Genomic DNA, 25,281 nt, shown 5'->3' with positions numbered 1-25,281 from the left:
CCGGCTCAGGTGAGCTTCGCCAGCGCCTCGGCGGCGCGGTGGCAGTCGTGGAAGGTGCAGTAGAGCGGGACGGGCGCGAGCCGGACGATGTCGGGCTCGCGGGCGTCGGCGATGACGCCCGCCTCGTCCGCGAGGGCCTTCACCAGGGCGCCCGCGTCCGCGACGCGCAGCGAGAGCTGCGTGCCGCGCCGCTCCGGGTCGTCCGGGGTGATGATCTGGACGCCGCCGACCGGGGCGAGCCGTTCGGCGAGGTAGGCCGTGAGGCGCTCGCTCTTGGCGCGCAGCGCGGGCATGCCGACCCGGTCGAAGATCTCCAGCGAGACCAGCACGGGCGCGAGCGCCATGATCGGCGGGTTGGACAGGGCCCAGGCGTCGGCGGTGGGCGGGTGGTCGACGTCCGGGTCCATGCGGAAGCGGATGTCGGCGCGGGTGCTCCACCAGCCGGAAAGGCGCGGGAGCGAGGTGTCCCGGACGTGCCGTTCGTGGACGAACGCGCCCGCGACCGAGCCCGGACCGCTGTTGAGGTACTTGTAGGTGCACCAGGCGGCGAAGTCGACGTCCCAGTCGTGCAGGCTCAGCGGGACGTTCCCGGCGGCGTGCGCGAGGTCCCAGCCGACGACCGCGCCCGCCTCGTGGCCCGCGCGGGTGAGCGTGGCCATGTCCATGAGCTGGCCGGTCAGGTAGTTCACGCCGCCGAGCATCAGCAGCGCGACGCGGTGGCCCTCGCGGCGCAGGTAGTCGGCGACGTCCTCGGTGCGCAGGGTGTCCTCGCCGGGACGCGGCTTGAGCCGGACGACCGTCTCCGCGGGGTCCAGCCCGTGGTGGACGGCCTGGCTCGCGACCGCGTAGGAGTCGGACGGGAACGCCGAGTCCTCGATGACGATGCGGGTCCGCTCCCCCGCCGGGCGGTAGAAGCTGGCCATCAGCAGGTGCAGGTTGACCGTCAGCGAGTTCATCGCGACGACCTCGTGCGGGAGCGCGCCGACCAGCCGCGCGGCGGGCCCGGTCAGCAGCTCGTGGTACGACACCCACGGACGGCGCGCCTGCGTGTGCCCCTCGACGCCGAGCCGGGACCAGTCGGTCAGCTCCTCGGCGAGCCGCGCGGCGGTCGCCTTCGGCTGGAGGCCGAGCGAGTTGCCCGCGAAGTACGCGGCCTCCCCGTAGGCGCCGCCGGGCGCGGGCGGGATGAGGAACTCGGCGCGCAGCGTCGGCAGCGGGTCGGTTTCGTCCAGGCCGAGGGCGCGCGCTTCTTCGGTCACTTCTTCTTTCCTTCGATCAGGTCGAGGGCGACGTCCACGATCATGTCCTCCTGGCCGCCGACCATGCCGCGGCGGCCCACCTCCACCAGGATCTCCCGGGTGTCGAGGCCGTAGCGGCGGGCGGCGTCCTCGGCGTGGCGGAGGAAGGACGAGTACACGCCCGCGTAGCCGAGCGTCAGCGTCTCCCGGTCCACCTGGACGGGACGGTCCTGCAGGGGCCGGACGATGTCGTCGGCGGCGTCCATCAACTGGAACACGTCGCAGCGGTGCTTCCAGCCCATGAGGTCGGCGACCGCGACGAATGCCTCCAGCGGGCAGTTCCCGGCGCCCGCGCCCATCCCGGCCAGCGACGCGTCCACGCGGCGGACGCCGTTCTCGACGGCGACGACCGAGTTGGCGACGCCGAGGCCGAGGTTGTGGTGGGCGTGGATGCCGATCTCGGTCTCATCGGAAAGGATGTCCCGGTACGCCCGGACGCGGTCGCGGACGCCGTCCATGGTGAGCCGTCCGCCGGAGTCGGTCACGTAGACGCAGTGCGCGCCGTAGGACTCCATGAGCTTCGCCTGACCGGCGAGGGTCTCGGCGTCGGCCATGTGCGACATCATCAGGAACCCGGCGACGTCCATGCCCAGCTCGCGGGCGGTCGCGATGTGCTGGGCGGAGATGTCGGCCTCGGTGCAGTGCGTCGCGACGCGGACGGACCGGACGCCCAGCTCGTGCGCGCGCTTCAGCTCGGCGATCGTGCCGATGCCGGGCAGCAGCAGCGTGGTGAGCTTCGCGTTCGGCATGACCTCGGCGGCCGCCGCGATCCACTCCTCGTCCAGGTGCGCGCCGGGGCCGTAGTTGACGCTCGAGCCCGCGAGGCCGTCGCCGTGCGCGACCTCGATGGCGTCCACGCCCGCCGCGTCCAGCGCGGCGGCGATCTCGCGGACCTGGTCGACGGTGTAGCGGTGCCGGATGGCGTGCATGCCGTCCCGCAGGGTCACGTCCTGGACGTACAGGTCGACGCTCATCGGGCCGCCAGCCTCTCTGCCACGCGCAGCGCGGCGGACGTCATGATGTCGAGGTTCCCCGCGTAGGCGGGCAGGTAGTGCGCGGCGCCCTCGACCTCGAGGAACACCGACACCAGGTTCCCGGGCCCTCCCCCGGCGAGCGCGGCGAGGGGGTCGGCGGCGTCCAGCGGGCGGATCTGCACCTTCTGCTTCAGCCGGTAGCCCGGAACGTACGCGGCGACCTCGTCGATCATCTTCTCGATCGACGCGGTGACCTGCTCGGGGTCGCAGTCGCCGGTCACGCAGTACACCGTGTCCCGCATGATCAGCGGTGGCTCGGCCGGGTTCAGCACGATGATCGCCTTGCCCCTGGCCGCGCCGCCGACCTCCTCCAGCGCCCGCGAGGTGGTCTCGGTGAACTCGTCGATGTTCGCCCGGGTGCCGGGCCCGGCCGACCTCGAGGCGATGGACGCGACGATCTCGGCGTACCGGACGGGCGTCACCCGCGACACGGCCGCGACGATCGGCACGGTCGCCTGGCCGCCGCAGGTGACCATGTTGACGTTGGGGGCGTCGAGGTGCTCGTCCAGGTTGACCGGCGGGACGACGTAGGGGCCGATCGCCGCCGGGGTCAGGTCGACGATCCTCCTCCCGTACGGCGCGAGGACCTCGGCGTTGTGCCGGTGGGCCTTGGCGGACGTGGCGTCCAGCACGACCGTGACGTCGGCGAACTCCGGCATCGCGACCAGGCCCTCGACGCCCTCGTGCGTCGTGGCGACGCCGAGCCGGCGCGCCCGGGCGAGCCCGTCGGAGTCCGGGTCGATGCCCGCGAGCACCGCGACGTCGAGCAGGTCCGACGTCCGGAGCACCTTGATCATCAGATCGGTGCCGATGTTGCCCGATCCGATGATCGCTACGCGCTGCGCGTCCGGCATGGCACGGTCTCCCTTCCGTGGGGGGCGGCATGGCTGAGGTCTGCGTGGCTGAGGTCGGCATGGCCGAAGTCGGCGCGGCCGGGGTCCGCGTGGCAGAAGCGGGCGAAGGCCGCGATGGTCTCCGCGCCGAGGGCGGCGACGTCCGGGCCGGTCCCGGTGAGCGGGGCCAGCCTCCGGTCGCGCAGGGTGCCGAGGTGGAACGGGACGTCCACCAGGTGCGCCGAGCCGAGCCGCACGCCGTTGTGGACGTGCGGCGAGGGGTGCGTGAACGTGGCGCGGTGGACCTCGCCGCCGTGCGCGGCGTGCCAGCGGGCCAGCTCGTCCGCCGGTCGCCGCCACACCAGCTCGGTGCGGGCGTCCGCGGCCGACAGCGTCGACGGGTCGATCGCGGCGAACAGCCGCATCTCCTCGGCGGTGGTCGTGACCAGCAGCGGGACGCCTGGGACCGCACCGGACCGGACGGCGTCCATCGGGTGCCGGGGCAGGAACGAGCCGTCCACCACGGGCGCGACGGGCAGCACGCCCTCGACGGCCGGCAGCGACCGCACCGCCTCCCCCTCGGCCGCCAGGACGGCCCGCAGCGGCGCCGACCTGGGCTGCGCTCGTCCGAGCGCCCGCCGGAACGCGGTCGTGAGCGCGCGGGCGCGCGTCTCGGTGGCGAAGCCGTAGGGCAGGGCGCTCATCACCGCCGCCCGGTGGAACAGGCCCCGCGCGCTGGGCGCGGCCATCAGCGCGAGCACGCTCATCCCGCCCGCCGAATGCCCGGCGAGGGTGATCCGGCCCGGGTCGCCGCCGAACGCCGCGATGTTGGCGCGGACCCATTCCAGCGCGGCGACCTGGTCGCGCAATCCGAGGTTCGCCGGGATCTCGTCGTCGTACCCGAAACCGAGGACGCCGAGCCGGTAGTTGACCGTGACGACGACCAGGCCGTGGTCGCGGGCGAGGACCGTCCCGCGGTACATCGGCTGCGAGCCGGACCCGAACACGAACGCGCCGCCGTGCAGGAACACCAGGACCGGCCGCCCACCGGACGCGGCGGGCCCGGCGGGCGTCCAGACGTTCAGGGTGAGGCGGTTCTCGCGGCCGGTCTCCGGGTCGATCTCCAGGCCCGGCACCCACGCCATCCGGCCGGGACGCTGCGCGGCGGGCGGGCCGAACGTCCGGGCCTCGCGCACGCCGTCCCACGGGACGGGCGGCTCCGGCGGCGCGAACCTGCGGACCGGGGCGGCGTACGGGACGCCCGCGAACAGGGTCGTCCCGTCGTCCGGGCCGCCGCGCACGATCCCGCCGGCGGTCGCGACCGCCGTCACGAGGCGAGTCCCGCCGCGGGCCGGCGGGCGCCCGACCGGGCGAAGAACCGCTCGGCGTTCCCGCCGAGGATCGCGGCGCGGTCGGCGTCGGTCAGGCCCGCGCAGGCGCGGATGGCCCCGCCCGGCTCCTTCTCCCCCAGCGGGAACGGGTAGTCGGTGCCGAGCATGACGCGCTCGACGCCCATGACGTCCACGAGCAGCCGCAGCGCGCGCGGGTCGAACACGGCTGAGTCCACGTGGAACCGGTCGGTGTACTCCGACGGCGGACGCGGCGAGTCGGCGCGGACGATGTCGCGGTTCCGCCAGGCGTTGTCGGCGCGTCCGAGCAGGAACGCGAAGCTGCCGCCGCCGTGGCAGAAGCACATCCGCAGCGTCCCCGGCAGCCGCTCGAACGTGCCGCCGAGCATCATGCCGAGGATGCTGAGCTGCGTCTCGGCGGGCATCCCGACCAGCCACGGCAGCATGTGCCCGCGCATCCGGTCGGTCGCCATCATGTCCCACGGGTGGACGAGCACGGGCAGCCCGAGCCCGGCGCAGTGCGCCAGGAACTCGGCGATCGCGCCGTCGTCCAGGTTCCGTTCGCCCACATGGTTGCCGATGTGGACGCCCCGGTGCCCCGCGGCGGCCGCGCGCGTCGCGACGTCGCAGGCCGTCGGGGTGTGCTGGAGCGGCACCTGGCAGAGCGGCAGCAGCCGCTCGGGGTCGGCGGCGCAATACGCCATGATGCGGTCGTTGACCAGGTCGCACCACGCGGCGGCGCGGGACGGGTCGGCCTCGTACCCGAACATCAGCGGCGTGGACGAGACGGCCTGGACGTCCACCCCCGACGCGTCCATGTCGGCGAGGCGGCGGGCGGGCTCCCACAGGCCCTCCTCGACCGGGCGGTACTCGGCGCCGCCGCACATCATCATGCCGGTGCCGTCGCCGTCGTCGCGCAACCACGGCTCGTCCGCGTCGCTCAGCAGCCGTCCCTCCGCGCGGGTGATGCGCGGGAAGACGTGCGCGTGGACATCGAAGACGCTCACGGGGACCTCCGTTTCCGGGCGTGCTCGCGCCCGCTCCCGGCGGGGCGGGCCGCCGGGAGGGACGCTCTCGTCGGGCTCAGGCGCGGGGCGCCGTCGCGTCGGGTCAGGCGCGGGGCACCGTCGTGGGGACCATCGCCTCGGGCCACTGCTCGCCCGGGTGCGTGGCGCCGCAGTTCGGGCACCCGCGGTCGCCGTCGTAGAAGGACTGGAACACCGGCGGCAGGTCGTCCACGATCGAGCGGACCTGCAGTTCGGCCCGGTGCACCAGGTGGTGGCACTCGGTGCAGTACCACTCGAAGGACTCCAGCTCGCCCTCCGGACGCGGGATCTCCACGACCAGGCCGACCGAACCGGGCTCGGGCCGCTGCGGCGAGTGCCGGACGTGCGGGGACAGCAGGAACACGTCGCCCTCGTTGATCTGCACGTCGACCGGCGGCTTGCCCTCCTCCTCCATCACGCGCAGCACCATGTTGCCCTTGAGCTGGTAGAAGAACTCCTCGCGCGGGTCGTCGTGGAAGTCGGTGCGCTGGTTCGGGCCCCCGACCACCATGACGATCAACCCGGCGTCCTCGAACACCTGCTTGTTGCCGACCGGCGGCTTCAGCAGGTGCTCGTGCTCGGCGATCCACGCCTGGAAGTTGAACGGCTGTCCGTGGACCAGTTTCGGAAGCGTCATGTCCCGGTCTCCTCCTGGGGGATGTGCGCGACGCACGAGATCTCGATCAGCAGATGCGGGTGCGGGAGCTGGTGCACCGCGACCGTGGTGCGGGCGGGCCCGGTCTCGTCGAAGAACTCGCCGTAGACCTCGTTGTAGCCGCCGAAGTCGTTCATGCTCACCAGGTAGGTGGTCACGTTCACGACGTCCGGCAGGTCGCCCCCGGCCGCCTTCAGCAGGTCGCGGATGTTCTCGATGACCGCGCGGGTCTGCTCGCGGATGTCGAGCTCGGTGACGCCCATCGCGTCGGCGCTCGCCCCGGCGAACGTGCCGTCCGGACGCCGCGAGCTCGTCCCCGACACGAACACCAGGTCGCCCGCCCGCCGCAGGTGCGGGAACCTCCCGCGCGGCTTCGCCTTCCCCTCGACCAAGATGGCGTCGCTCATCGTGTGGTCACCTCCACGGAGCCGAGGCCCGCGCCGGTGACGCGGACGTGGGCGTCCTTGGGCAGCGGGACGGCGGCGGTCGCGGCCCCGGCGAGGACGATGTCGCCCGCGCGCAGGACGATCCCGGCCTCGGTCGCGAGCCGCGCGGCCGCGCGCAGCGCCCGGATCGGGTCGCCGAGGATGGCCGCCGACGAACCGGTCTGGACGACGCGTCCGTCGATCTCCAGGACCATGCCGACGTTCGCGACGTCCCGGGGGGCGTGCCAGGCGCCGACGCCGAACCCGGACGCCGAGGCGTTGTCGGCGATCACGTCCGGCAGGGTGAACTTGAAGCCGTCGTAGCGGGAGTCGAGGATCTCGTAGCCGACCGCGATCCCGGCGACGGCGGTGTCCACGTCGGCGGGACGGGTCACGTCCCGGCCGATCAGGAAGACGATCTCCGGCTCGACGCGCGGGTGGATCAGCCCGGACACCTCGGCCGCGGACTCGACCAGCATCCGGTCGGTCAGCTGGCCCCAGATGACGTCGTCCACGCCCATCTGGATCATCTTCGCGCGGCTGGTGAAGCCCATCTTCACGCCCGCGAACCGCTCGCCGCGCCGGCGCCGCAGCTCGATGCCCGCGCGCTGCACGTCGTAGGCGGCCGGCACGTCCAGCCTCGGCTCGGACGCGCTGAGCATCCCGATCGCGCGGCCGTCGCGGCGCGCCTCGTCCAGCCGGGCGGCGAGCGCCCTCACGTCGGTCACGACGCGTCCTCCTCCTTCTGGAAGGCGACGCGCACGTCGCCGAGTCCGTCGATGCGGGCCTCGACGACGTCGCCGGGCGCGACCGCCGCCATCGGCCCGAGCGCGCCGGTGAGGACGGTGTCCCCCGCGCACAGCGGCCGCCCGACCCGGACGAGCATGTCGGCGAGCCACAGCGCCGCGTTCAGCGGGTGCCCGAGGCAGGCCGTCCCGGTGCCGGTCGAGACCTGCTCGCCGCGCCGTTCCAGGACCATCCCGCACAGCCGCAGGTCCACGTCCGCGAGCCGGACGGGACGGCTGCCCAGCGCGTACATGCCGCAGGACGCGTTGTCGGCGACGGTGTCCGCGAGCGTGATGTCCCAGTCGCGGATCCGGCTGCCGACGACCTCGATCGCGGGCAGCGCGAACGCGGTCGCGCGGATCAGGTCGGCGACGGTGTGCCGCTCGTGCGTCAGGTCGTGCTCGAGGACGAGCGCCACCTCGGCCTCGGCCTTCGGCTGCAGGACCGCGCCGGCGGGGATCTCCGCGCCGTCCGGGACGGCCATGTCGGCGAACAGCATCCCGAAGTCCGGGGTGTCCACGCCGAGCTGCGCCTGCACGGCCGCCGAGGTCAGGCCGACCTTGCGGCCGACCAGGCGGCGGCCCTCGGCCAGCCAGTGCGTGGTCAGCCGCTCCTGCACGGCGTACGCCTCGTCCGGCGCGGCGACCAGGTCGCGGACGGGGTCGCACGGCGTCCCGCTCGCGTATGCCGCGAGGATGCGGTCGGCCGCCTGCTCGATGGCGGAAATCGCGGTCTCGGTCACGGTCTCGCTCTCAGATCTGGATGCAGACGTTCACGGGCTCGGAGAAGAAGTCCAGGGAGTACTCGCCGCCCTCGCGGCCGATCCCCGACGCCTTCACCCCGCCGAACGGGGTGCGCAGGTCGCGCAGGTTCCAGCAGTTCACCCACACGATGCCGGTCTCGATGCGGGGCGCGACGCGGTGGGCGCGCGACAGGTCGCGGGTCCAGACGGTCGAGGCGAGTCCGTACCCGCTGTCGTTGGCGAGCCGGACCGCCTCCTCCTCGGTGTCGAACGGCGCGACATGGCAGACCGGCCCGAAGATCTCCTCCCGGACGGTCCGGGCCTGCTCGGGCAGCCCGGTCAGCACGGTCGGCTCGACGTAGAAGCCCTGGTCGCGGTCGTCGTCGAAGACCGGGGCGCCGCCGCCCGCGACGACCGTCGCGCCCTCCTCGACCGCGAGCCGGTAGTACGACAGCACCTTGTCGCGGTGCTCGGCGGAGATCATCGGGCCGTAGCCGTCGAGCTTGCGGGCGCGCTCGCCGAGCCGCGCGACGAACTCGTCGAAGACCGCCCGCTCGACGTAGACGCGTTCGGTGCACAGGCAGATCTGCCCGGAGTGGGTGAAGGTCGACCGGACGGTGCCGTCCACGGCGGCGCCGAGGTCGGCGTCGGCGAACACCAGCGCGGGGTTCTTGCCGCCGAGTTCGAAGGAGACCGGGGTGACGTGGTCGGCGGCGTTCCGCATGATCGCCGCGCCGGTGGCGGACTCGCCGGTGAAGGCGATCGCGTCCACGCCGGGGTGGCCGGTGAGGAACGCCCCGGCGGCGTCCGCGCCGTGCCCGTGCACCAGGTTGAACGCCCCGGCGGGCAGCCCGGCCTCGTGGATCACCTCGGCGAGCAGCGCCGCGGTCGAGGGGGTCTCCTCGGACGGCTTGGCAACCACCGCGTTCCCGGCCGCCAGCGCCGGGGCGACCTTCCAGGTCAGCAGGAGCAGCGGCAGGTTCCAGGGGGAGATGATCGCCACGACGCCGAGCGGGCGCCGGACGGTGTAGTTGAGGGCCTGCCCGGTGCCCCCGCTCCAGCCGGGGACGCGGGTGTTGTAGGCGCGTTCCGGACGCCCGTACAGCAGGTCGGCGTAGGCGCGGAAGTTGCCGGCGGCGCGCGGGATGTCCACGGTCGCGGCCAGCTCGCGGGGCTTGCCGGTGTCGCGGACCTCGGCGTCCACGAACTCCTCGAAGCGGGCGTCGATGCCGTCGGCGATGCGGCGGAGCGCGGCGGACCGCTCCTCGGGGGACGTCGCGCCCCACTCGCCGGACAGGGCGGCGCGGGCGGACCGGACGGCCTCGTCCACGACGACCTTCGGTGCCTCCGGCGCGGTCCCGGCCTCGCCGCCCGTCACCGGGTCGACCAGGGGGAAGGGCGTGCCGTCCGTCCGGAACTCGCCGCCGACGTAGTGCCGCACCCGCATGCCGTTCGCCTCCAGGATCGCCTCGTCACCGGCCGGTTCCGATAGGACGATCATCTCTCCGCCAGCTATGCAGGACCAATACCCAATGACACTCTTGCTATATCAAGAGCGTTATTGGTAAGGAAGACGGCATGCGCGCGATCGACCTGCTGAACGGGCGGCTCAAGCTGCGGCACCTGGTGCTGGTGGTGGCCATCGCCGACCACGGCAGCGTGCTGCGCGCCGCCGAGCACCTGCGCCTGGCGCAGCCCGCGGTGACCCGCAGCCTGCGCGAGGTCGAGCGCATCCTCGGCGTGGAGCTGTTCACCCGGGGGCCGCGCGGGGTGACGCCGACGCTGTTCGGCGAGGCGTTCGTCGAGCACTCCCGCGCCGTCCTGGCCGAGCTGCGCCGGGCCGGGGAGCGGATCACCGGCCTGGCGGACGGCCAGGTCGGCACGGTCACCATCGGCACCCTGCTGGCCGGGTCGAACGTGCTGCTGCCGCGCGCGATCGCCGCGCTGAAGCGCGAGCGGCCGGGCGTCACCGTGATCGTCCAGGAGGCGACCTTCGACGCCCAGGTGCCGCGGCTGCTGGACGGCGAGATCGACATGGTGCTCGGACGGCTCAACCCGATCGGCGACCAGGCCGGGCTGCGCCAGATCGTCCTGTACGGGGAGCCGGTGCGGCTGGTCGCGCGGGCCGGGCACCCGGCCCGCGACCGCGCGGACCTGACGCTCGCCGACCTGCTGGACTACCCGTGGGTGCTGCCGCTCCAGCAGACCGCGCTGCGCAGCGAGCTGGAGCGGGTGTTCCGGGACCGGGGCCTGCCGCTGCCCACCGACCTGGTCGAGTGCACGTCGGTGCTGACCGTCCGGACGCTCGTCCGCGACACCGACATGATCGCGGCGCTGCCGGACCTGGTCGCCCGGACGGACGCGGGCGTCGCGCCGCTGCCGGTGCCGCTGGACCCGGTGCGCCGCCAGGTCGGCGTGACGATCCCGGACCGGCGGCCCCTCACGCCGTCCGCGCGGCTGATGCTCGACCACCTGCGGACGCAGGCGGTCGAGATCACCCGGTCTGATGCGGAATCGGCCACCGAGCCGGCCCCGGAGCCTTAGCCGAGGGCGGCGAACAGGCCGAGCAGGGCCCGGCTGACCTCGGTGTCCGGGTCCTCCAGCTCGAGGACGACGTCGAAGTGGTTCCGCCCGGACGCCACCAGCAGCTCGCCGTCGCCCCAGTGCGGCTGGAAGCGCCGCGACTGCTCGACGAAGCCCGTGCCGTCCTCCGAGCCGACCGCGAACACGGCCGGGAAACGCCGCTCCATGGGCTGGAACGCCGGGCTGAGCCGGACGGCCGTCTCCACGTCGAGCCGCGCGTGCTCGTTGACGTAGGTGCGGATGAGCGGGCGCAGGTCGAACAGGCCACTGAACGGCATCGCCGCCTTGACGACGTCCGCGGGCAGGCCCAGCCCGTCCTGCCAGCCCTCGACCATGGTCATCCCGGTCAGGTGGCCGCCCGCCGAGCTGCCGCCGACGATGATCCGGTCGGGGTCCAGGCCGTGCTCGCGGCCGTGCCGCCACACCCAGGCGACCGCCGCCCGCGCCTGCCGGACGATCTCCTCGACCGTCACCTTCGGGGCGAGGGTGTACTCCGGGACGACCGTCGCGATGCCCTGGGCGTGCAGCATCCGGGACATGAAGGCGGTGTCCTCCTTCGCCCCGGCGAACCAGAAGCCGCCGTGGAGGAACACGAACACCGGCCGGAGCTCGCCGTCCTCGGTCCCCCACACGTCGAGCCGCTCGCCGCTCGTCTCGTCGTAGACGACGCCGGGCGTGCCCGGCAGGCCGTCCACGGCCGCGTCGGAGTCGGACCGGTAGCGCTTCATGAGCGCCCCGAAGTCCTCGCCCGCCTTGCGCCGCACGTTGTAGGCGACGTCGAGCTGCTCGTCGCTGAGGCCCTCGGCCGGATCGTCACGCAGGTCCATGTTGATCAGCCTATGCCGGGAAACCGTCCCCGATCACGCGCCGAGGCGAACGATCACACGTCATGACGGACGATCACAAGCCGACGCGGGCGATCACGCGTTGAGGTAGGCGAGGACGGCCAGGACGCGGCGGTGGCCGCTGTCGGACGGCGGCAGCCCGAGCTTGGCGAAGATCGCGCCGATGTGCTTGCCGACCGACCGCTCGGTGATCACCAGGGTGGTCGCGATCGTGGAGTTGTCCAGGCCCTGCGCCATCAGGCCGAGCACCTCGCGCTCGCGCGGGGTGAGGGTGTTCAGCGGGTCCCGGCGGACGGACATGAGCTGCGCGACGACCTCCGGGTCCAGCGCGGTGCCGCCGGACACCACCCGGTCGAGCGCGTCGAGGAACTCGTCCACCCGGCCGATGCGGTCCTTCAGCAGGTAGCCGACCGCGCCCCCGCCGTCCGACAGCAGCTCGCCCGCGTAGGTCTCCTCGACGTACTGCGACAGCACCAGGATGGGCAGCCCGGGGATCGCCCTGCGCGCCTCGATCGCCGCCCGCAACCCCTCGTCGCGGAAGCCCGGCGGCAGCCGGACGTCCAGGACGGCCGCGTCCGGACGGTGCTCCAGCAGCGCGGGGACGACCTCGGGCCCGGCCCCGACGGACGCCACGACCTCGTGCCCGCCGGACTCCAGGAGCATGATCACGCCCTCCCGGAGCAGCACGTTGTCCTCGGCGATCACGATCCGCACGGCAGGTCCACCTCCAGGGTCGTGCCCCGCCCGTCGGGGCTGTCGATGCGGGTCACGCCGTCCAGGGCGGCGACGCGGCGGCGGATCCCGGCCAGGCCGCTGCCGCCCATCTCGTCCGCGCCGCCCTTGCCGTCGTCGGTGACGCGGACGCGCAGCAGCGGGCCGTCCCGGTGGACCGACACCTCGGCGCCGGCCGCTCCCGCGTGCTTGGCGACGTTCGTCAGGGCTTCGGCGACCACGAAGTACGCGGCGGCCTCGACGGCGGCGGGCGCGCGCAGCCCGTCGGCCGGGACGTCCAGCCGGACGGGGATCGGCTGCGCCCCGGCCAGCGCCCGGACGGCCCCGCCGAGCCCCCGGTCGGACAGGATCGGCGGGTAGATGCCCCGGATCACCGTCCTGAGCTGCGTCAGCGCCTCCTCCACCCCGTCCCGGGCGGCGAGGAACAGCTCCCGGGACGCGCCCGGGTCGGTCTCGAAGCGGCGGTCGGCCAGCCCGAGCCGCAGCGCGACCGCGACGAGCTGCGCCTGGGTGCCGTCGTGCAGGTCGCGCTCGATGCGGCGCAGCTCGGCGCCGTGCGCCTCCAGCGCCTCGGCGCGGGTCTCGGTCAGCTGCTCGACCCGGGCCCGGAGGTTGACCCGCTGGCGCGGCGGCGACAGCAGCAGTTCGGCGAGCCTGGCCTGGCCGCGCGCCATCAGCGGGAGCAGCCACAGGCAGATGCCGATGTACAGGGCGGTCTGGAGGAAGGGCAGCGTCAGCGCCTGGTCCCAGGTGTGGAGCTTGGCGAACGCCGACACCGAGCCGTCGGGGACGGACCACCACCACAGCGGCAGGGACAGCGAGTAGAGCACCGCCGGCCACATGAGGACCCCGAAGACGCCCCCGATCAGGCCGAGGACGCCGTGCAGGAGCAGCCAGGCCAGCGTGCGCCACAGCATCGGGGAACGCAGCAGGCGCACCCCGTCCTCGACCGACGAGCCGGTCGGCCGCGGCGGTTCGGGCGTGGCGATCTCGCGGCCCAGGAACCGGGACGCGCGGCGGCGCTCGAAGTCCGCCAGCGCCAGAACGGGACGCATCAGCGTCGGCATCCACGGCAGCGCCACGAAGACCGCGCCGAGCAGCAGCGTCAACGGCACCAGGTAGAGGCCCAGGAGCCCGGGCGCGGCGGTCGCCAGGCCCACCGCCAGATAGACGGTGGCCTCCCTCGATCGCCCCAGCAGCCGGCCCATGCAGATCACCGTATTCCACCCGGGGAAGCCCTCGGACCAGGCCAGCCCCCCTCCCATGGTGTAGCTGGCTACACCATGGATCCGGGGCCGCGCCCTGATGGCGAACGATCTTCCCGTCCGTAGCGTCGATGACGTGAACAGCGCGATGACCAGCGCACCCGCCGTCCCGGCGGTGCGCCTTGACACGGTGACCAGGGCCTACGGGCAGATGAGGGCGCTCGACGGCGTCTCGTGGGCGTTCCCGCCCGGCGGGTTCACCGCCGTGATGGGACCGTCCGGCTCGGGGAAGAGCACCTTCCTGCAGTGCGCGTCCGGGCTGGACCGGCCGACCTCCGGGACGGTCTGGATCGGCGACACCGACCTCGGACGGCTCCGGGAGGCGGCCCTGACCCGGCTGCGCCGCGAACGGATCGGGTTCGTGTTCCAGGCCTTCAACCTCATCCCGTCCATGGACGTCGAGGAGAACGTCGCGCTGCCGCTGCGGCTCGGCGGCCGCCAGGTGGACCGGGACCGGATCGCCGCGGTGCTGGCCCGGGTGGGCCTGGCCGACCGGATGCGGAGCCGGCCGAGCGAGCTGTCCGGCGGGCAGCAGCAGCGCGTGGCGCTCGCCCGCGCCCTGGTGACCGACCCCGCGGTCGTGTTCGCCGACGAGCCGACCGGGGCGCTCGACCCGCGCACCGCGCGGGAGGTGCTGCGGCTGATGCGCGAGGCGGTGGACCGGGCGGGCCAGACGGTCGTGCTGGTCACGCACGACCCGGTCACCGCGTCCTGGGCCGACTCGGTGCTGTTCCTGGACGGCGGCCGGATCGTGGACGAGCTGCGCTCCCCGACCGTCGCGTCCGTGCTGGCCCGCTGGGACGGGGTGGCGGCGTGAGGCCCCGCCGGTCGGACTTCCAGGGCGCGTCCCTGGGCGTCCTCGTGACCCTCCTGTTCGCGACCGTCCTGGTCGGGGCGTTCGGGGTGCTGCTCGAGTCGGGCCTCCGCGCGCACGCGCCGGTGGAGCGCTACGGGGCCGCGCGGGCGGTCGTCACCACGCCCGGAAGCGTCGGGATCCGGACGAAGTCGGCGGGTTCGAAGCCCAAGACGCAGCACCGGCCGAGGACCGAGCTGCCGCGCATCCCCGTCTCGGCCGCCGACCGCCTCCGGCAGGTGCCGGGCGTCCGCGCGGTCGTGCCGGACGTGTCGTTCCCGCTCGTGACCGCCGGCGGGGCCGCCCTGTCCGGCCACGGCTGGGACTCGGCCGCGCTGGGCCGCGTCACGCTGTCCGCCGGACGGGCCCCGCAGGCCCCCGGCGAGGTCGCGCTGCCCGCGTCCGCCGGGGCGCGGGTCGGCCAGGCGATCAAACTCCAGGCGGACGGCGCGCCCACGCCCTTCCGCGTCACCGGCCTGGTCGGATCGGGCCCCGCGGCGGCGTACTTCGCGTCCGGCACGGCCGCCGAGCTGAGCGGACATCCGGGCTTCGCCAACGCGTTCGGCGTCCTCGCCGACCACGGCACGAAGATCGGCGCGCTGCGCGACGCCGCGCCCGGCCTGACCGTCCTGACCGGCTCGGCGCGCGGCGACGCCGAGGACCCGGCGGTCGCCGCCGCCCGGCCCGACACCGTGGAGCTCGCCTCGGCGGTCGGCTCGACGTCCCTGATGGCCGCGCTGATCGTGGTCGGCGGCCTGCTCGGGCTCCAGGTGCGGCGCCGGTCCCGCGAGTACGCGATGCTGCGCGCGGTCGGCGCGACGCCCGGCCAGGTGCGCGGACGCGTCGTCCGGGAGGCCCTGCGCACCGCGCTGCCCGCCGCGGCCGTCGGCGGGGCGCTGTCGCTCGCCGCCGGAGCCGCCCTGCACTCCGCGATGCGGGACAAGGGCGTGCTGCCGCCCGGGTTCGCGCTCGCGCTGAGCCCGCTGCCCGCGCTCGCCTCCTTCGCGATCACCCTGGTGGCGACCGTGCTGGTCGCGCTGCTGGCGTCGCTGCGCGTGTCGGGGATCCGGCCCGTCCAGGCGCTCGGCGAGACCGCCGCCGACCCGTCCGGGGTCGCGCGCTGGCGGATCGTCGTCGGGGCGCTGCTGCTGGCGGCCGGGCTGAGCACGCTCGCGGTCGCCCTGAAGACCTCCGGCCCGGCCGCGGCGGCCTCGCTCAGCGGCCTGATCATGTCGCTGATGATCGGCGTCGCGATGCTCTCGCCGGTGATCGCCCGGCTCGGCGCGCGGGTCCTGGGCGGGGCCGTGGCCCTGCTCTCGCCCGTCACCGGACGGCTCGCCCGGCAGTCCGCCGAGGCCGCCGCCCCGCGCGCGGGCGCGGTGCTGACGCCGGTCGCGCTCGTCATCGCGTTCGCGCTGGTGCAGCTGTCCGGGGTCGCGACGATCATTGACGCGACGTCCGCGCAGGCGAGCGCCGCCAACCGCGCCGACCGGATGATCGTGTCGTCCGGGCCGGGCGTGCCGTCCGGGGTCGCCGAGGCCGTCCGGGGCGTCCCCGGGGTGGCGGCCGTGACTCCGGTCCACCGCATGTCCGTGGCCATGCCGGTGCGCGAGGTGGGCGACGTCCAGTTCCGCTCGTACGCGGCGCGCGGCCTCGGCGCGGACGCGTCGAAGACCGTCGACGCCAGGATCACCAAGGGCGGCCTGGACGCGCTCACCGGCACGTCCGTCGCCCTCAGCAGGGACGTCGCGGGCGGCGCCAAGATCGGATCGTCCCGGACGATCTTCCTCGGCGACGGCGTCCGGATCGAGGCCCGCGTCGTGGCCGTCTACGAACGCGCCCTCGGCCTCGGCGACGTGCTGCTCCCCCGCGACCTGGTCACCGCGCACTCCGGCTCCCCGCTGGACGACCACGTCCTCGTCCGCTGCTCCGGGCCGTGCTCGCCCGAGACGGTCCGCTCGCTCGACGCGGTGGCCGCCCGCTTCACCGGCGTGCGCGCCGAGGACCGCGCGGCGTTCGGCGAGGCGACCTCGCGCGAACTGCGCACCCAGGAGTTCCTCAGCCAGATCATCGTCGCCGCGATCGGCGGATTCGTCCTGATCGGCGTCGTCACCACGCGCCTCCTCGCGACCGCCTCGCGCCGCCGCGAGCTCACCCTGCTCCACAAGATCGGCGCGACCCGCGGGCAGGTGCGCGCGTCCGTCCGGCTCGAGGGCGTGATCGTGCTCAGCACCGGCGCCCTCGCCGGCCTGGCGGTCGCGGCCGTCACCACCGTCGCCCTCGCGACCGTCGTGACGGGAACCCCCCTTCCCTCCCTGCCGTCCCTCCCCTTCATCCACTGAGAAAGGACCCGATCCCATGAGCGCGAGCGCCCGCTGGACGCTGTTCGTCATGCTCCTGACCGTGAACATCGCCTACCAGGTGATGTTCCCGAACACCTGGCACCAGATGGTCGTCAGCGCCCTCACCGGCCTCGGTCTGGTGGGGCTCCTGATCGAATACCTCACCCGGGGCCGTCGGGAGCGGTGAACCGTGCCCGTGTCCGCTCGGTCGCCGTTACGATCCTGGAGTGCCAAGATCGGTGTTGGCACGAATTGGACCGGAACGGCGTGATATGGACGACCTGGACCTCGACCTCCGAGAGCGGCTGCCGGGAGACCTCCCGAAGCTCTTCCCCGACGGCGGCGCGGAGCGTGCCCTGTCGGTGGCGCTCCCGCCCGGGGACGTCGTCTGGCCCGACCCGGGCTACCCGCAGCGGCAGTTCATCCGCGCGCCCGCGCTCTGGGTGAGCGACGACCCGGTCAGCGGCGAGCTGTGGGGGCGGCTGCGCGCCGAGCACGCCCGGTCGGGGCTCTGGCCGGTGCTGCTGGACGAGTCGGACCAGCCCTGGGCGGCCGGGCAGATCGCCCCCGAGCCGGTCGCCGAGATCGGCAACTACGAGCCCGCCGCGTTCATGTACGAGGTGTGGAGCGACTTCGCCGACCAGGCCGCCCCGGAGGATTTCAAGGACCTGGAGCCCTACGGCCGGCACTGTCCGGGCCCGGCCGCCGCGGGCCCCGTCCTGGACGACCCGGACGCCGCCGCCGACCGGCACGCCCGCGCCCTCGCGGCGCGCGGCCAGTCGCTCGGACTGGTCGCGGTCGACCGGGGCGCGGACGTCCTCGCCGCCATCGGCTGGCAGGGCGCGCTGAACCACAACGAGTGGACCGCCCCCCTCGCCGCCGTCGTGCGCGGCTGGGAGGAACGGTTCGGCGCGCGCGTCGTCGGCCTCGGCTTCAACACCCTCGAGCTGAGCGTCGCCGCGCCCCCGGTCACCACCCGGCACGCCGTCCAGGTCGCCGCCGAGCACTGGGCGTTCTGCCCGGACATCCTCTTCCAGGGCCCCGGCACGCTCGCCGGGTACGCCGAGGAGATCCGCGGCAAGACCTGGTGGTCGTTCTGGTGGGACTGACACTGGATCACACGCCACCCGACTGTCTACGATGCCCGTCTTGACGGTATTCATGAAGAACGGCGGTCAGGGTGCGCTGGACGGGACGCGGGCACGGCCCCAGTCGGAGCCCACAGCGGGGACGCGGACACAGGCGCGGCGGACGAACGCGTGACCGCGCGCTGCCCGTCGTGGTCGGCACGGCCGTCTTCGCCACACTGGCCGCCAACGTCGCGGTGGTGTTCTCCGGCGCCGCCTCTCCCTCGTCCGAGCAGAGCAGATCCGGCCGCCTGGTCGCCGTCGCCGACGGTGCGGCCCCCAAGCCGCCCGCGGTCGCGCCGCTGACCCGCACCTTCGTCCCGCACCTGCTCGTCGCCGGGCCCGGCACGCTGCCGCCCGACGCCGTGGCGAAGGTGCGCCGGCTGAAGGGCGTCGCCGGGGCGACCGTCGTGGACGCCGCACGCGCCCAGGTCGCCGGACGGCAGGTCGGGCTGCTCGGCGTCGACCCGTCCGACTTCCGGGCGTTCGTGCCGAAGCAGAGTGGCGCGTCCGACCAGCTCTGGCAGACGGTCGCGACCGGCGGCCTCGCTGTCTCCTTCACCATGTCCCAGGACGGCTCGGTGCCGCTCGGCCAGGTCGTCCCGGCGGGCAGCGCGTCGCATCCCGGACGGCTCCGCGTCGCCGCGTACGCCTCGCTCGGCATCAGCGACGTGGACGCGGTCGTGTCCCGCGGCCAGGCGCGCTCCCTGGGCATGCCCGACGGGAACGCGCTCCTGCTCAGCGCCCCAAAACTCGACGCGGACAAGCTGCAGAAGCAGCTGAGGGGCATTCTCCCGAAGGGGACCAAGTTCGCGACGCTGAACGCCCCGGCCAAGCCCGCGCCGACCACCACGCCGCGTTCCCAGCCGCAGGTGTCCGGACGTCCCGACGGCGTCTCCACCGCCCGCTCCCCCATCACCGGCAACACCGTGACCCCGACCATGCGGGACGTCGTGCTGGAGATCGACGGCACCTTCGGGCCGTTCCCGACGATCGGCTGCTACCGCTCCGGCGCGGACGCCCAGGACCACGCCGAGGGCCGCGCCTGCGACTTCATGGAGAGCGGTGGCGGCGCCATGCCGAGCGCCGCCGCGCAACGGCACGGCGACCAGGTCGCCGCCTACGCCGTCGCGAACGCGTCCCGGCTCGGCGTCTCCTACGTCATCTGGAAGCAGCACATCTGGAACATCGCCCGCGCGTCCGAAGGCTGGCGCCCGATGGCCGACCGCGGCGGCATCACCGCCAACCACTACGACCACGTCCACATCTCGGTCCTCCGCTAACGCGTCGGACCCGCGCCGGCCGCTAGGGGAGGGACTGCTCGCACCAGACGGCCTTGCCGGTCGCGGTGCGGCGGACGCCCCAGCGGCGCGCCAGGCGTCCGACGACGTGCAGCCCGCGTCCGGTCTCGGCGAGCACCGTGTCGTCCGGCTCGAACGTCCCGTGCACGCGCGGCCGCCCGTCGGACGAGTCCTGGACCTCGCACAGGAGCCCGCCCTCGCGGACGAGGCGGAGCGTGACGCGTCCCCCGGCGTGCCGGATCGCGTTGGTGACCAGCTCGGACGCCAGCAGCGCGGTCGAGTCGGCCATCTCCACCAGGTCCCAGCGCTCCAGCCGGTCGCGGACCAGGCCGCGGGCGCGGCGCACCGCGGCGGGCTCGGCGGGCAGCTCCCAGCTGACGTGGTGGGACGCCGGGATGCGGCGCAGCCGCGCGACGAGCATCGCGATGTCGTCGCGGTGCCGGTCGTCGAAGACGCCGCCGAGGGCCTCGTCGCACAGGTCCGTCAGCGACGCCCCGCCCGCCGGGCCGTGCGCGGGCGCCTCCTCGCGGCGGTCGAAGACGCGGCGCAGCCGGGCGAGGCCGTCGTCGATGTCGCGGCCCCGGTTCTCCACCAGGCCGTCGGTGTAGAGGAACAGCAGCGTGCCGTCCTCGACGGTGAACTCGCGGCTGGCGACCGGGCCGTCGCCGACGCCGAGCGGCGGGGACGGCGGGACGTCCAGGTAGGTCGCGGGCGCGCCGGGCGCGGCGAGCAGCGGCGGCAGGTGCCCGGCGCTGGCGACCTCGCACCGCCCGGTGACCGCGTCGTAGACCACGTAGGCGCAGGTCGCGAAGTGCGGTTCGCGCTCGCCGAGCGTGGACATCAGCAGGTCGAGCCGTTCGAGGGCCTCGGCGGGCGGCAGGTCGAGGCCGGCGAGGGTGTGGATCGCGGTGCGCAGCCGTCCCATCGTCACGGCGGCGCGCACCCCGTGCCCGGCGACGTCGCCGACGACGAGCGCGACGCGTCCGCCGGGCAGCGCGATCGACTCGTACCAGTCGCCGCCGACCTCCACCAGCCGCGAGCCCGGCAGGTAGCGGTGGTGCACGTGGACCGAGGACGGCGCGGACAGCCCGGTCGGCAGCAGGCTCCGCTGCAGCGTGAGCGCGGTGGCGCGTTCCCGGCCGTACCGGCGCGCGCCGTCGACGAACCGGGCGGCGCGGGCCGCGAACTCCATCCCGATCTCGATGTCGTAGGCGTCGAACGGGCGGTGCGCGGTGTCGCGGGTGCAGACGAAGAACCCGGCCGAGCCCGGGCGGTCCGAGTCGTCCAGGCGCACCGGGAGCAGCAGCAGCGACGTGCCCTTCAGCAGGTCGGCGACCGGCGGGCGGCCCCACTTCTCGGCGAGCAGCGTCGCGTCCTCGCCGCCGAACGTGGTCAGGACGGGCTCGCCGGTCAGCAGGCACTGCTCGTGCGGCGTCCCGGCCGGGTAGACCAGCACCTCGCCGGTCGGGAACGCCGCGTCCCAGGCCGAGTCGCGGTCGTCGGAGGCGAGCGCCATCCGGCGCAGCGGCGGGGTTCCGGACGCCGGCGGCTCCTCGGCGTCGACCAGGCTCTCCAGGAGCAGCAGCGCGCCGGAGTTGCAGAAGTGCGGGACGAGGACGTCGATCAGGCCGCGCGCGAGCAGGTCGAGGTCGAGGGTCGCCCCGATGCGGGGCAGCCCGTCCTCCAGGAGCGCGCGCCGGGTGACGGCCGGGTCGACGAACCGGTCGGCGAGCGGCGTCGGCATCCGGATCACGGCGAGCGCGGCGGGGCAGGCGGCGGTGCCGGGCACCACGGGGCTCATGGGGTGGACGGTCACCACGGCCTCGCGCGCGACGCCCGCCTCGAGCTCGGCGGCGGAGCCGACCGGAAGCATGACGGTGCGCTCGCGGCCGGACCGCAGCGCCTCGGCCAGCGGCGCCGCGCCGCCGGGCACGACGTCCTCCAGCAGCGCGCCGCGCAGGCCGCCGGGGCGGCCCGCGAGCAGCGTCTCCGCGTTGCGGTCGGACTGGATCACGCCGCCCGCCGAATCCAGGCCGAGCAGAAGAATCCGGGTGGACGACTCCATCGCTCGATTATGGAACATTGGCGCTTCCCGGCGCGGCGATATGACCTTGGAGTTTCCTGAAAATCACCCGAACGGCCATTCTCCGATAATGGCCACCCGGTCATTTCCGGCAGGCGCCCCGTCCGGAGCGCCCGCCACGGCCCCGACCTGCGCGCGGAGCGATCAGGACCTGCTGAAGACCTGCGGGGGCGGCACCGGCGCGTCGACGTCCTGGCCGTCCCGCAGGATCGGCGCGCCCGCCGCGAACGCGGCCAGGTCGTCGCCCTCGAGCAGCCGCGCGCGGAAGATGCCGCCCGCGGCGCGCCGGGTCAGCTCCGCGACCGGCAGCGGCGTCCGGGACGCGACGAGGATGAGGTTGCCGAACCGGCGTCCGCGCAGCACGCCGGGGTCGCCGAGCAGCAGCGCGTGCGGGAACACCGACCGGACGGTCGAGGCGACGCGGCGCACGAACGGCAGCCGGAACCCGTCCGCGACGTTCATCACGTAGGCGCCGCCGGGCCGCAGCACCCGCGCGACCTCGCTGGTGAACTCCTCGGTCGTCAGCTCGACCGGGATGGACGCCTCGCTGAAGGCGTCCAGCACGACCAGGTCGTCCGCGCCGTCCGGGACCGCGGCGAGCCCGGACCGCCCGTCGACGACCCGGATCTTCAGGCCCGGGACGTTCTTCACCGGGAGCTGCTCCCGGACGAGCTGCACCAGCCGCCCGTCCGGCTCCAGCACCACCTGGCGGGAGCCGGGGCGCGTCGCGGCGACGTAGCGGGGCAGCGTGCAGCCCGCGCCGCCGATGTGCACGGCGTCGAACGCCTCGCCGGGGGCGCCGAGGCAGTCGACCACGTCGCCCATCAGCCGCATGTACTCGAAGTCGAGGTGCGTGGGGTCGGCCAGGTCGACGTACGACTGCGGAACCCCGCCGACCAGCAGCACCCAGCCGCCGTCGCGGTCGGCGTCGCGCAGCAGCTCGGCCTCGCCACCGGTGATCTCGTAGCGGTCCGCGCGGGGACCGTCCCCGCTCCTGCTGCCCTTGCGCGCCATGCCCCTCAGCCTATGCGTCCCCCGGAGCCCCCAGGACGGCCGGAGCGGCGGGGAAATGGCAGGCGGTCGGGTGGTCCGAGCCCTCCCGGACCTCCAGCGCCGGGACCTCCTTCGCGCACACGTCGGCGGCCTTCCAGCACCGGGTGCGGAACCGGCAGCCGGACGGCGGGTCGATCGGCGACGGTGGCTCGCCCTCCAGCTCGATCGCGGCGGGCGGCGCCTCCGGATCGGGCACCGGGACGGCCGACAGCAGCGCCTGCGTGTACGGATGGGTCGGGTTCCGGTAGATCTCGGCCGCGGTCCCGGTCTCGACGATCCTCCCCAGGTACATCACGGCGACCCGGTCCGACACGTACCGGACGGCGGCCAGGTCGTGCGCGATGAACACATACGACAGGCCGAGCTCGCGCTGCAGGTCCGCGAGCAGGTTCATGACCTGCGCGCGCACCGACACGTCCAGCGCCGACACCGGCTCGTCGCACACCACCACGTCCGGGCGCAGCGCGAGCGCGCGGGCGATCCCGACGCGCTGCCGCTGCCCGCCGGAGAACTGGTGCGGGTAGCGGTCCACGTGGCTCGGGTCGAGCCCGACCAGCTCCAGCAGCTCCCGGACGCGCGCCCGCCGCTCGCCCTTCGGCGCCATGTCCGGATGGATCGCGAACGGCTCGGCCACGATGTCGCCGATCGTCATGCGCGGGTTCAGCGAGGAGTACGGGTCCTGCAGCACCATCTGGACGCGGCGGCGCAGCGCGCGCAGCTCGCCGCGCGGCAGGCCGAAGATGTCCCGGCCCTCGAACCGGACCGTCCCGGACGTGGGCTTCTCGTCGGCGAGCAGGAGCTTGGCGAGCGTGGTCTTGCCGCAGCCGGACTCGCCGACGACGCCGAGCGTCTCGCCGCGCCGCAGTTCGAGGTCCACGCCGTCCACGGCCTTGACCGTCCCGACGGCCCGCCTCACCACCACGCCCCGCGTGATCGGGTAGTGCTTGACCAGCCCGTCCACCTGGAGAATCGGCTCATCCGGCATGTTCCACCTCCGTCTCTCCGGCGTACACCTCGGCCGCGAAGTGACAGGCCGCCTCATGACCCGGCGCGACGGTCACGAGCGGCGGCGCCTGCTCCCCGCACACCGCCTCGGCGCGCGGGCAGCGAGGACGGAACGGGCATCCGGGCGGCAGCGCGGCCGGGTCCGGCGGGGTGCCGCGCACCGGCTCGAGGCGTCCGGAGTCCTGGTCGAGCCGCGGCACCGAGGCGAGCAGCCCGACCGTGTACGGGTGCGCGGGACGGGCGTACAGGTCCCGCGCGGACGCGCGTTCGGCGACCGTCCCCGCGTACATGACGACGGTCCGGTCCGCGATGCCCGCGACGACGCCGAGGTCGTGGGTGATGAGGACCAGGCCCATGCCGAGCTCGTCGCGCAGCCGCGCGAGCAGCCGCATGATCTGCGCCTGGACGGTCACGTCCAGCGCGGTCGTCGGCTCGTCGGCGATCAGCACGTCCGGCTCCAGCGCCAGCGCCATCGCGATCATGATGCGCTGCCGCTGCCCGCCGGAGAACTGGTGCGGGTAGTCGCCGAGCCGGGTCGCCGCGGACGGGATCGCGACCCGTTCCATCAGCTCGACGGCCTTCGCGCGGGCCTCCTTGCGGCCGGTGCCGCGGTGCGCCCGGTACATCTCGGCGAGCTGCGCGCCGACCGGGATCACCGGGTTGAGCGCGGTCAGCGCGTCCTGGAACACCATCGCGATCCGGTCGCCCCGGACGCGGCGGCGCTCCTTGTCGGGCAGGCCGAGCAGCTCGGTGCCGTCCAGCTTCACCGAGCCGCCGGTGATCCGGGCGGGCGGGGTGTCGAGGATGCCCATCACGGCCTGCGCCGCGACGCTCTTGCCCGACCCGGACTCGCCGATGACCGCCAGGGTCTCCCCCGCCGCCAGCGTGTAGCTCAGCCCGTTGACCGCGCGCACCTCGCGTCCGCGCACGGTGAACGCGACCCGCAGGTCGTTCACCTCGAGCAGCGGCCTCACGCCACCGTCCGGCGCGGCCGATGTCTTGTCACCTGGTGTCATCTCATCGCAGTTTCGGGTCCAGGGCGTCGCGGACCGCGTCGCCGAGCATCAGGAACGACAGCACCGTGGCGGAAAGGAACAGCGCCGGGAACACCAGCAGGTGCGGGTGGTCCACGACGTAGGACTGGGCCAGGTTCAGCTGGAGTCCCCAGGAGACCTTCGGGTACTGCAGGCCGACGCCGAGGAAGTCGAGCGTGGCCTCGCCCGCGATGACGTTGCCGACGTTCAGCGTCGCCACCACGATCACCGGGGCGATCGCGTTCGGCAGGACGTGCCGGGTCATGATCCGCGCGTCGGACGCGCCGAGCAGCTTGGCCGCGCGGACGTAGTCGGCGTCCCGGACGGAGATCACCTGCCCGCGCATGATCCTGACCATGGTCGTCCAGCCGAGCAGCACCAGCACCAGCGTCATCGCGCCGACCCCGTGGCCGGGGAAGGCGACCAGCACGACGGTCGCGCCGAGTACGAACGGCAGGCCGAAGAACACGTCGGTGATCCGGGCGATCACCGCGTCCACGATGCCGCCGTAGTAGCCCGACAGCACCCCGAACACCAGCGCGATGAGCAGCGCGAACGCCGTCACGACCAGGCCGATCAGCAGGGTCGGCCGGGCGCCGTGGACGACGTGCGCGTAGTAGTCGCAGCCGGCCAGGTCGGTGCCGAACCAGTGCGCCCCGGACGGTCCCTCCTTGGCGATGTTCGGGTCGCAGTTCTGGTTCACGCCGCGGCCCGTGAACAGGCGCGGGACGGCCGCCATCAGGGCGACCAGCACCAGCACCGCCGACGCCGTCCAGAACAGGGGGCGGCGCCGCAGGTCGTACCAGGCGTCCCGCCACAGCGAGGCGGCCGGGCCCTCGATCGGCCCGCCCGCCTCGGCGACGGCCGCGCCGGTCTCCCCGGTCTGCACG

24 protein-coding genes are annotated in these 25,281 nt (G+C 74.2%); 6 read left to right on the top strand and 18 right to left on the bottom strand.

The genetic code is table 11. From position 1 onward, the window contains the following. Window positions 1-5: 5 nt before the first annotated feature. The 10 genes from kynU to AB0L06_RS37900 form a co-directional block, all read right to left on the bottom strand. The gene (gene kynU, locus AB0L06_RS37945; RefSeq protein WP_500236050.1) at window positions 6-1,259 is read right to left on the bottom strand and encodes a kynureninase; all 1,254 of its coding nucleotides are present in this window, start codon (window positions 1,257-1,259) and stop codon (window positions 6-8) included. Beyond that, window positions 1,256-2,272, bottom strand: a complete 1,017-nt coding sequence (gene dmpG / locus AB0L06_RS37940; protein ID WP_500236049.1) for a 4-hydroxy-2-oxovalerate aldolase — start codon at window positions 2,270-2,272, stop codon at window positions 1,256-1,258. Before dmpG ends, kynU begins: the two co-directional genes overlap by 4 nt. Further along, window positions 2,269-3,186, bottom strand: coding sequence for an acetaldehyde dehydrogenase (acetylating) (locus AB0L06_RS37935; RefSeq protein ID WP_500236048.1), 918 nt, complete (start codon window positions 3,184-3,186; stop codon window positions 2,269-2,271). The genes dmpG and AB0L06_RS37935 overlap by 4 nt, the downstream gene beginning before the upstream one ends. Continuing rightward, window positions 3,165-4,496, bottom strand: a complete 1,332-nt coding sequence (locus tag AB0L06_RS37930; RefSeq protein ID WP_500236047.1) for a carboxylesterase/lipase family protein — start codon at window positions 4,494-4,496, stop codon at window positions 3,165-3,167. The genes AB0L06_RS37935 and AB0L06_RS37930 overlap by 22 nt, the downstream gene beginning before the upstream one ends. After that, window positions 4,493-5,521 carry an amidohydrolase family protein gene (locus AB0L06_RS37925; protein WP_500236046.1) on the bottom strand — a complete coding sequence of 343 codons (1,029 nt, stop codon included), beginning with the start codon at window positions 5,519-5,521 and terminating at the stop codon, window positions 4,493-4,495. The genes AB0L06_RS37930 and AB0L06_RS37925 overlap by 4 nt, the downstream gene beginning before the upstream one ends. Window positions 5,522-5,624: 103 nt before the next feature. Further along, window positions 5,625-6,197, bottom strand: a complete 573-nt coding sequence (locus AB0L06_RS37920; protein ID WP_500236045.1) for a 3-hydroxyanthranilate 3,4-dioxygenase — start codon at window positions 6,195-6,197, stop codon at window positions 5,625-5,627. Continuing rightward, complete coding sequence (locus AB0L06_RS37915) at window positions 6,194-6,622, bottom strand: RidA family protein (protein ID WP_500236044.1); 429 nt, start codon at window positions 6,620-6,622, stop codon at window positions 6,194-6,196. The genes AB0L06_RS37920 and AB0L06_RS37915 overlap by 4 nt, the downstream gene beginning before the upstream one ends. Beyond that, window positions 6,619-7,368, bottom strand: a complete 750-nt coding sequence (locus tag AB0L06_RS37910) for a 2-keto-4-pentenoate hydratase (protein ID WP_500236043.1) — start codon at window positions 7,366-7,368, stop codon at window positions 6,619-6,621. Before AB0L06_RS37910 ends, AB0L06_RS37915 begins: the two co-directional genes overlap by 4 nt. Next, the gene (locus AB0L06_RS37905; protein WP_500236042.1) at window positions 7,365-8,168 is read right to left on the bottom strand and encodes a 2-keto-4-pentenoate hydratase; all 804 of its coding nucleotides are present in this window, start codon (window positions 8,166-8,168) and stop codon (window positions 7,365-7,367) included. The genes AB0L06_RS37910 and AB0L06_RS37905 overlap by 4 nt, the downstream gene beginning before the upstream one ends. Window positions 8,169-8,178: 10 nt before the next feature. Further along, entirely contained in the window at window positions 8,179-9,669 is a 1,491-nt protein-coding gene (locus AB0L06_RS37900) for a 2-hydroxymuconic semialdehyde dehydrogenase (protein WP_500236041.1), read from the bottom strand. Between the two features lie 77 nt (window positions 9,670-9,746). On the opposite strand from AB0L06_RS37900, the gene AB0L06_RS37895 reads away from it, so the two are divergent. Continuing rightward, window positions 9,747-10,712 carry a LysR substrate-binding domain-containing protein gene (locus AB0L06_RS37895; RefSeq protein ID WP_500236040.1) on the top strand — a complete coding sequence of 322 codons (966 nt, stop codon included), beginning with the start codon at window positions 9,747-9,749 and terminating at the stop codon, window positions 10,710-10,712. Here the strand turns inward: AB0L06_RS37895 and AB0L06_RS37890 are convergent. From AB0L06_RS37890 to AB0L06_RS37880, 3 genes are all read right to left on the bottom strand, one after another. After that, the gene (locus tag AB0L06_RS37890; RefSeq protein ID WP_500236039.1) at window positions 10,709-11,578 is read right to left on the bottom strand and encodes an alpha/beta hydrolase; all 870 of its coding nucleotides are present in this window, start codon (window positions 11,576-11,578) and stop codon (window positions 10,709-10,711) included. The genes AB0L06_RS37895 and AB0L06_RS37890 overlap by 4 nt on opposite strands. A gap of 93 nt (window positions 11,579-11,671) precedes the next feature. Then, a complete protein-coding gene (locus AB0L06_RS37885) occupies window positions 11,672-12,310 on the bottom strand; it encodes a LuxR C-terminal-related transcriptional regulator (RefSeq protein ID WP_500236038.1) in 639 nt (212 codons plus the stop codon). Next, window positions 12,298-13,536, bottom strand: a complete 1,239-nt coding sequence (locus AB0L06_RS37880) for a sensor histidine kinase (RefSeq protein ID WP_500236037.1) — start codon at window positions 13,534-13,536, stop codon at window positions 12,298-12,300. The genes AB0L06_RS37885 and AB0L06_RS37880 overlap by 13 nt, the downstream gene beginning before the upstream one ends. A 133-nt stretch (window positions 13,537-13,669) precedes the next feature. On the opposite strand from AB0L06_RS37880, the gene AB0L06_RS37875 reads away from it, so the two are divergent. From AB0L06_RS37875 to AB0L06_RS37855, 5 genes are all read left to right on the top strand, one after another. Further along, a complete protein-coding gene (locus AB0L06_RS37875) occupies window positions 13,670-14,410 on the top strand; it encodes an ABC transporter ATP-binding protein (protein ID WP_500236036.1) in 741 nt (246 codons plus the stop codon). Further along, the gene (locus AB0L06_RS37870) at window positions 14,407-16,788 is read left to right on the top strand and encodes an FtsX-like permease family protein (protein ID WP_500236035.1); all 2,382 of its coding nucleotides are present in this window, start codon (window positions 14,407-14,409) and stop codon (window positions 16,786-16,788) included. The genes AB0L06_RS37875 and AB0L06_RS37870 overlap by 4 nt, the downstream gene beginning before the upstream one ends. A 16-nt stretch (window positions 16,789-16,804) precedes the next feature. Then, the gene (locus tag AB0L06_RS37865) at window positions 16,805-16,975 is read left to right on the top strand and encodes a hypothetical protein (RefSeq protein ID WP_500236034.1); all 171 of its coding nucleotides are present in this window, start codon (window positions 16,805-16,807) and stop codon (window positions 16,973-16,975) included. A gap of 85 nt (window positions 16,976-17,060) precedes the next feature. Continuing rightward, window positions 17,061-17,897, top strand: coding sequence for a DUF4253 domain-containing protein (locus tag AB0L06_RS37860; protein ID WP_500236033.1), 837 nt, complete (start codon window positions 17,061-17,063; stop codon window positions 17,895-17,897). 170 nt (window positions 17,898-18,067) lie between these two features. Then, entirely contained in the window at window positions 18,068-19,198 is a 1,131-nt protein-coding gene (locus AB0L06_RS37855) for a VldE C-terminal domain-containing protein (RefSeq protein ID WP_500236032.1), read from the top strand. 22 nt (window positions 19,199-19,220) lie between these two features. On the opposite strand, the gene AB0L06_RS37850 is transcribed toward AB0L06_RS37855, so the two are convergent. The 5 genes from AB0L06_RS37850 to AB0L06_RS37830 form a co-directional block, all read right to left on the bottom strand. Next, window positions 19,221-21,281, bottom strand: coding sequence for an ATP-binding SpoIIE family protein phosphatase (locus AB0L06_RS37850; RefSeq protein ID WP_500236031.1), 2,061 nt, complete (start codon window positions 21,279-21,281; stop codon window positions 19,221-19,223). 162 nt (window positions 21,282-21,443) lie between these two features. After that, the gene (locus tag AB0L06_RS37845; RefSeq protein WP_500236030.1) at window positions 21,444-22,313 is read right to left on the bottom strand and encodes a spermidine synthase; all 870 of its coding nucleotides are present in this window, start codon (window positions 22,311-22,313) and stop codon (window positions 21,444-21,446) included. A 10-nt stretch (window positions 22,314-22,323) separates the two neighbouring features. Continuing rightward, window positions 22,324-23,337, bottom strand: coding sequence for an ABC transporter ATP-binding protein (locus AB0L06_RS37840; RefSeq protein WP_500236029.1), 1,014 nt, complete (start codon window positions 23,335-23,337; stop codon window positions 22,324-22,326). Next, complete coding sequence (locus AB0L06_RS37835) at window positions 23,327-24,331, bottom strand: ABC transporter ATP-binding protein (protein WP_500236028.1); 1,005 nt, start codon at window positions 24,329-24,331, stop codon at window positions 23,327-23,329. Before AB0L06_RS37835 ends, AB0L06_RS37840 begins: the two co-directional genes overlap by 11 nt. A 43-nt stretch (window positions 24,332-24,374) precedes the next feature. After that, window positions 24,375-25,280: an ABC transporter permease gene (locus AB0L06_RS37830; protein ID WP_500236124.1), complete on the bottom strand. Its 906-nt coding sequence runs from the start codon at window positions 25,278-25,280 to the stop codon at window positions 24,375-24,377. Window position 25,281: the final 1 nt, after the last annotated feature.

It is taken from the genome of Spirillospora sp. NPDC052269 (genome assembly GCF_040679435.1).
GTDB lineage: Bacteria > Actinomycetota > Actinomycetes > Streptosporangiales > Streptosporangiaceae > Spirillospora.
The sequence above is the reverse complement of the archived record's forward strand: the minus strand, read 5'-3'. Positions and strand labels throughout refer to the sequence as shown.